The organism is Desulfatiglans sp. (assembly GCA_012513605.1).
Taxonomy (GTDB): Bacteria; Desulfobacterota; DSM-4660; order Desulfatiglandales; family HGW-15; genus JAAZBV01.
Genome location: JAAZBV010000043.1, coordinates 46,626 through 53,521, shown reverse-complemented (window position 1 = coordinate 53,521; position 6,896 = coordinate 46,626). Strand labels below are relative to the sequence as shown.

Genomic DNA, 6,896 nt, shown 5'->3' with positions numbered 1-6,896 from the left:
CATTTCATCTTATATCAAGGATATTCCCCTTAAGGATATGGCTCTTCTTTGGTCGACTTTTTGGCCTCATCTTTTATCTGATTGACCCTCATCATAGAAGAATCTCTTTGATAAACCTAAAATTTGCGTATGGCAAAGAAAAGAATGAAAAGGAGTTAAAGGCTATTGCCAGATCAAACTTTATGCACTATGGCATGATGGGATTTGAATGGATACACATGATGCGGTTAACAAGAAAGGGCATGGATAAATTAAAGACCCGTATTCATGTTGAAGGCGAAGAGCATCTGATCGCAGCCAGAAAAAAGAACCCCTCAGTTATCATATTAAGCGCCCATTTTGGGAACTGGGAATATGCCCACCTCTATTTCGCTGACACCTTTAACAGGCTTAATTTTATTGTCAGAATGATTGATAACCCTATTATTGAGAAGGAGAGGGTTTTCAATAATGAAAATTTTGGTGTAGGCATACTCTATAAGGAAAACGGGCTCAGACCGGCCATTAAAAAACTTAAGAGTGGCGAGGATCTTGTTATCTTTTCAGACAGGAAGGCTAACCTTCGCGAAGGGATACCCTGCCACTTTTTCAATCAGAAGGCATCAACCATTCCGCTTATATATAGCCTTGCAAGCAAATATCATATCCCTGTTGTTCCCATGTTTATGTACCGCACAAAGGATGTAACAAAACACCGACTCGTCTTCTTCCCTGAGTTAAACATTGAAGGGCTTGATATGACCCAGGCCACACAGCTTCAGAATGATACCATTGAAAAGGCAATCAGGGAGCAGCCTGAACTATGGCTGTGGATTCACAGGAAATGGAAATGCTATCATGAGGAGATCTATAAATAGCCATCATGAAGGCGCACCACATTGTTCTGAATAGCATATGGCGTTTCTTGTGTTCTTGGCCCTGTAAAGGGCATTATCTGCCTCAGACAGTATCTCATCAATACCCTTTTCTCCATCTGCTTTTGTTACGCCTATACTCACAGTAACAGATAGATCACCTGACCTTGTCGCTATCTTTGTATCTGCTATAACCCTGTGCAGCCTGGTAAAACATGTCATCTTATTAATATTGCTTTCTGATGAGGGTAAGATAATCAAAAATTCCTCTCCACCATACCTGCCGATAAAGTCATGTTCTCTCAGATTTGAGTTCATGATCCTGGCAAAACCCTGGAGTATTTCATCACCTGTCTGGTGGCCATATCTGTCATTAATCAACTTGAAATGATCAAGGTCACACATGCCTATATGGAGTATACTGCCGTTCCGTTTAATCCGCGAAAGCTCCTTTGCAAGCATTTCAAGTATGGCCTTTCTGTTATAGAGCCCTGTTAGTGAGTCATGCATGGCCTCATAGATAAGCGCATGTTTGGCCTTTTCCAGCTCTGACTGTATTTCCACCATGCGTTTCCCCACATTAATCCGTGCCTGAAGCTCTTCATTGTCATAGGGTTTTATTATATAATCGTTTGCACCTGCATTGAGACCCTCAACGATATTCCTTTTCTCGCTCTTTGCGGTTAGCATGATTATGTAGATAGTATCATTAACCTGCGCTTTTCTTAGATTCCTGCATACATCTATTCCTGACAAAACCGGCATGTTCCAGTCAAGAAGGGCAAGTTTAGGCCCATCAGGCTGCGACAGGATATCCATTGCCTGCTGCCCGTCAACCGCAAATACTACTTCATAACCCCATTTGGCAAGTATTGCCCCCAGGATTGTTCTTGATGTCAAGTCATCTTCTGCTACTAAAACTTTCATGGATTCCTTTTTCCTGTCTCAAGTCTAAATTTATCAAATTCCTTTTCAAGCCTTGCCATAAGGTTTTTCAGGTTTTCCAGATCCCCTGACTCGCCGGCCTTTTCCATGTCACTTGCGATCCGCTGTAAAGAAGGGCTAGCTATATTTGCTGATGCCCCTTTGATCTTGTGTGAGAGGACTCCTGCTAAAGCATGATCTCCTTCCTCTACTATTATTTTGAGATCAGCCATCTGGGCCGGTATATCCTTTAAGAAACCCTGTAGGACTATATCGGTAAGCTCTTTATCTCCCATTAATCTTTCAAGAAGAATTTCATAATCAAATACACTCAGTTCAGGGGCATCACTTTTATCAGGATAATTTTCATTGGGAAATTCCTCCACGATCCCCTTATTCAGAAGCCATCTTTCAAGCTTATCCCTTAGAACCAGCGGATCTATTGGTTTACTGAGATAATCATTCATGCCTGCATTCAGGCATTTTTCCCGGTCACCTTTCAAGGCATTTGCAGTAAGTGCAATTACCGGGATATGTGGGTTTTTCACCCCGTCATCGTTTTTCCTGATCCTTCTAGTGGTCTCATAACCATCCATATCAGGCATCTGGCAATCCATAAGGACAATATGGTAATTATTTTTCTTTAAAGCATTTATGGCTTCAGCGCCGTTTATCACAGTATCCACCCTGTACCCCAGCTTGTTCAGTATAGCCGCTGCAACTGCCTGATTTGTTATCGAGTCATCAGCAAGCAGGATCCTGAAATGGTGCTTTCTCTCATGCTGAACAGTATTATCATCTTTTACAGGTTGTGATAAAATGCCCTTATCAATATCAAGTGCAATCTTTTGACCTAGGGCCATTGAAATAGAATCAAAAAGCTGGCTCTGGCGCACAGGCTTTAAAAGGCATGCTGAAAATCCCGCTTTTTTAAGTTTTTCATTTTCACCAAGGTGCCCTGAAGAGGACATCAGGATCAGTGCAATATCGCCAGTCTCCTTATCTTCCTTTATCTTTCTTGCCAGCTCTTCTCCATCCATTTCAGGCATCTGCATATCAAGAATAGCCGCATCAATCGTAACACCTTCTGATGTAAATCTATGGATTATATCAAGGGCGCTTGACCCGTCAGGGGCCTCAAGGGTATGGGCACCCCAGGAGTTTAAGAGTGTGCTCAGAATCAGGCGGTTGGTTTTGTGATCATCAACTATTAGTATCCTTTTATTTTTCAGGTCAATCTGGTAATTGATATCCTGGGTATCAATATTATCATTTATTCCAAATTTTAATGTGAACCTGAATGTAGAGCCAAGGCCCTCATCACTTTCAACACCTATCTTCCCTCCCATCAACTCAACAAGCTGCTTTGATATTGCAAGACCAAGCCCTGTTCCGCCATATTTTCTTGTCGTAGAGCCGTCTACCTGGGTAAAGGCGGAAAAAAGGATGGCTATTCTTGAACGGGGAATGCCAATACCAGTGTCAGAAATTCTAAAATCCAGGGATGCTATCTTGTCCTCTCTATCTTCAAGCGTAACCTGAACCGATACCTCTCCATGATGGGTAAATTTTACTGCATTTCCCATCAGGTTAACAAGTATCTGCCTCAGACGTCCGGGGTCACCCTTCAGATGAAGTGGTACCTCCGGTGATATAAACGATGTAAGCTCAAGCCCCTTTTCCTGTGCCTTTAGTGATATCATTTCAACTGTATCTTCCATGAGGGCACGCAGATCAAAATCTATGGTCTCAATCTCAAGCATGCCTGCCTCAATCTTTGAAAAATCAAGGATATCATCTATAAGAGAGAGGAGTGAATTGCCGCTTGTATCTATTACATCCAAATAATTTCTCTGTTCATTATTAAGTTCTGTCTGCATCAGAAGCCCGGTCATACCGATTATGCCGTTCATTGGGGTCCTGATCTCATGGCTCATATTCGCCAGGAATTGACTTTTGGCGCTGTTTGCTATCTCAGCCTTAACTACCATCTCATTTGAATATAGGATAGATTTTTCAAGCTCGCGGTTGGTTTCCATAAGCTGTTTCTGATATTCCTCAAGGTCTATTGTCCTCTCCTTAACCTCTTGCTCGATAACAGACCTTTTTTTTATCTGGAGATAAAAGAGATAGGAAAGCATACTGCCTATTAAGAGGGTTATGAAACCAGCAACAGCCGGTTGATAGGTAAGGTATTTTTCAAGCAGCCCCTTTTGAAAGATAGAAACTACTGCCCATTCCCTTTCGCCAAGCCTGAAGGTATGACATCTCCTGAAAAAAGCTTTTCCTGATCTATCCAAACCTTTTTGAGCTATCAGTAAATTCAAATCGGTTTTTTTAATGGGTGCATTATCTGTGTTTGGCTGGTTTACTGACATAATCAATGATGCGTCGCCAGATCCATCCGTGATATCGTAAAAATGGGATGAGACCCCTGTAAAACCTAGGTGCCTGAATGCATCCTCAACCATCTCCCTGAAATTTATCGCCCCCAACAGAAAACCTGTCAGCCCCTGTTTACCGCCTGATGATATGAATGATGTGCCATTTTCATCATACACAGGTGTAATCAGGAGGAGTTTTTCCCTGGAATCAGCCTGACCGGTCATATCATAATGGCTGATTGCCACCACCTTGCCTATCTCAGATGATTGACTCATCGCTGCAAAAATCTTTTTGTTTGTAGAGAGATCATAACCTATTGTCTGATCATTCCCAGAATAGGGCTCAATATAATATACCGGGAAGTATTCATCCTTTTCCTTTGCCGGGTACATCATGTTATCCTTACCACGGTATAAGAACAGGTAGTTTTCAATCCCATCTCTACGGGCCTGTTGTTCAAATGCATGCCTCTCAATGTTCTTAACCCTGGGGACCCATTCAAGGGTCTCTAAAAAGGGGTAGGTCTTCAGGAGATCAGTTGCAAAGTGTTTAAATTCATCCCTGGTTATAGAATCAGATGAATTATAAAATGAATTTAACAGACCTATTATAGATATGGCATGTGAACCCACCAGTTCAAGATATCTGGCTCCACGGTCAGTTGTATTTATAATATATTCCCTTTGAAGAAGATGCTCCTTCTCCCTTATTATCATAAAGGTTATAGCCGAAAGAAACAGGCTTATAATCAGGATAACTACAGGCAACCCCTTTATCTCTTTTATGTGTTTTGATAAATTCACAGCCTACTCCACGACAATAACATCCATCTGTTTAATAAGATCAGATTGCGGGGTTAAATCGCCTGCATAAGGCAAAACTGATATAAATGAAATTAATATTATAAACTTCATGTTGAATATTTTCATATCCGCTGAACCAATTTTTCATGCATACTATTGAATTAAAGAACCAAATATTTATGTAAAAGCAATATACATGCCATTAACTCATCCTTGTTTATTCATCCTGAAAATGGTCAAATAAAGGACAATAAAATAAAGTGATTTCAGGAAAATGTGTTTTAACATCCTGTAAATATTTGCAAAACCTGGCAATCAGCGTCTGAGCGATCAGCCTGTTACCATACTCTTAAGAAAGGGACCTCCTCACAAAGACATAAAAGATTTTATATTAGTCAATATATTGACATAATCGAGAAAAAAATGATGTTCTTATTATCAGGGAGAAAAAGAGATAATTTTATACAGAACAGGTTGACAAATTCCAATATAAATTTTAGATCATGCCTGATCCCGTAAATGATTGGAGAGTTAATATGACAAGCAAATATATACTGGTAATTGATGATGATCCGGACATGGTTGAAACAATAACCCTGATGCTTGAAAGCAGGGGTTGCACCGTTGGGAAGGCCTATGACGGCGTTGAAGGTGAGGAATCCATAAAAATAAAAAGACCTGATCTGATTATTCTTGATGTAATGATGCCCAGGAAGGATGGGTATACCCTTTGCGCAGAGCTTAAGGCAAGCGCCAGTACAAGGGAAATTCCGGTTATTCTTCTTACTGCTGTGAGTGAGCATGTGCCGGGCACAAAATATTCCCATGCAGATGGAATGAACACAGAGGCAGATGAATACATACCCAAGCCCATAGATACTGAGGGGCTCTGGAAAGCGGTTACTTCGTTAATATAAAATATTCCTCAAGCTCTTTTATTGAAAGATCCTCTATTACTGCCTTTCCTATTCCATGCAGGAGGACAAAATGGATGGTGCCGCCATCTCTCTTCTTATCCCTCTTCATTGCATCCAGTATCCTTTGTTTATCCGCCTTTAATTCAAAAGGAAGCCCCAGGTTTTTAATCAGTTCAATAATCCTCTCCTTGTCAGGTTGAGTTAGGATACCCCTGCTTTCTGAAAGGCCTGCTGCCGCTGACATACCAATGCTTACGGCCTTTCCATGACTTACGCCTGTAACCTTTTCCACTGCATGGCCTATTGTATGGCCGAAATTAAGAATCCTTCTTTCCCCTCTCTCCTTTTCATCCCTGTTTACGACATCAGATTTTATTTTTATAGAATCATATACAATGCGCTCAATTACATCGTTATCAAGCTTAAGAATGGCTTTATGATTATTCTCAAGGTATTCAAACAGATTTTTATCAGCGATAGCACCATGCTTAATGACCTCAGCACACCCGTTGAGTATCTCCTCATCAGGAAGGGTTTTAAGCATATCAGGGTCACATATGACAAAATCAGGCTGGTTGAAAACCCCGACTATATTCTTATATCCCTTGAAATTGACACCGTTCTTCCCTCCTACACTTGCATCCACCTGTGAAAGCAGGGTTGAGGATATAAACCCGAAGGGAACACCCCTCATGTATATGGATGCCACAAACCCTGTAACATCGCAGATAATACCTCCGCCTATGCCGAGTAAAAAAAGACCTCTATCTGCCTCCATCTCAACAAGCTCATTAATGATAAAGCTAACTGTATCAAGGCTTTTCACCTTTTCATCTGCATCAATCTTTATGGTCTTATATTGCGGGAATGTATCATTATAAAGATTATACACATTACTGTCAGCCACAATTACAACATTGGATGAAGGGAGATATTTCTCCACATTTTTATAACTCTCGCCCACCATGAGTTTTGATACATTTGAACTGCCTTTTATTTCAAGACAACGCATA

The 6,896-nt window shown here is 40.9% G+C and carries 5 protein-coding genes; 2 read left to right on the top strand and 3 right to left on the bottom strand.

The genetic code is table 11. The features are described 5' to 3' along the window. A partial coding sequence (locus GX654_06110) for a lysophospholipid acyltransferase family protein (GenBank protein ID NLD36428.1) occupies nt 1-857 on the top strand: 857 nt, incomplete at its 5' end. Nucleotides 858-860: 3 nt separating this feature from the next. Here the strand turns inward: GX654_06110 and GX654_06105 are convergent. Together GX654_06105 and GX654_06100 are read right to left on the bottom strand one after the other, a co-directional pair. Further along, nucleotides 861-1,781 (bottom strand): diguanylate cyclase, encoded by a 921-nt coding sequence (locus GX654_06105; protein ID NLD36427.1) that lies wholly within the window; start codon nt 1,779-1,781, stop codon nt 861-863. After that, entirely contained in the window at nt 1,778-4,966 is a 3,189-nt protein-coding gene (locus GX654_06100) for a response regulator (GenBank protein NLD36426.1), read from the bottom strand. The genes GX654_06105 and GX654_06100 overlap by 4 nt, the downstream gene beginning before the upstream one ends. Before the next feature lie 536 nt (nt 4,967-5,502). On the opposite strand from GX654_06100, the gene GX654_06095 reads away from it, so the two are divergent. Beyond that, the gene (locus GX654_06095) at nt 5,503-5,883 is read left to right on the top strand and encodes a response regulator (GenBank protein NLD36425.1); all 381 of its coding nucleotides are present in this window, start codon (nt 5,503-5,505) and stop codon (nt 5,881-5,883) included. On the opposite strand, the gene aroB is transcribed toward GX654_06095, so the two are convergent. Then, nucleotides 5,867-6,895 (bottom strand): 3-dehydroquinate synthase, encoded by a 1,029-nt coding sequence (gene aroB, locus GX654_06090; GenBank protein ID NLD36424.1) that lies wholly within the window; start codon nt 6,893-6,895, stop codon nt 5,867-5,869. The two genes, GX654_06095 and aroB, sit on opposite strands and share 17 nt — an antisense overlap. Nucleotide 6,896: the final 1 nt, after the last annotated feature.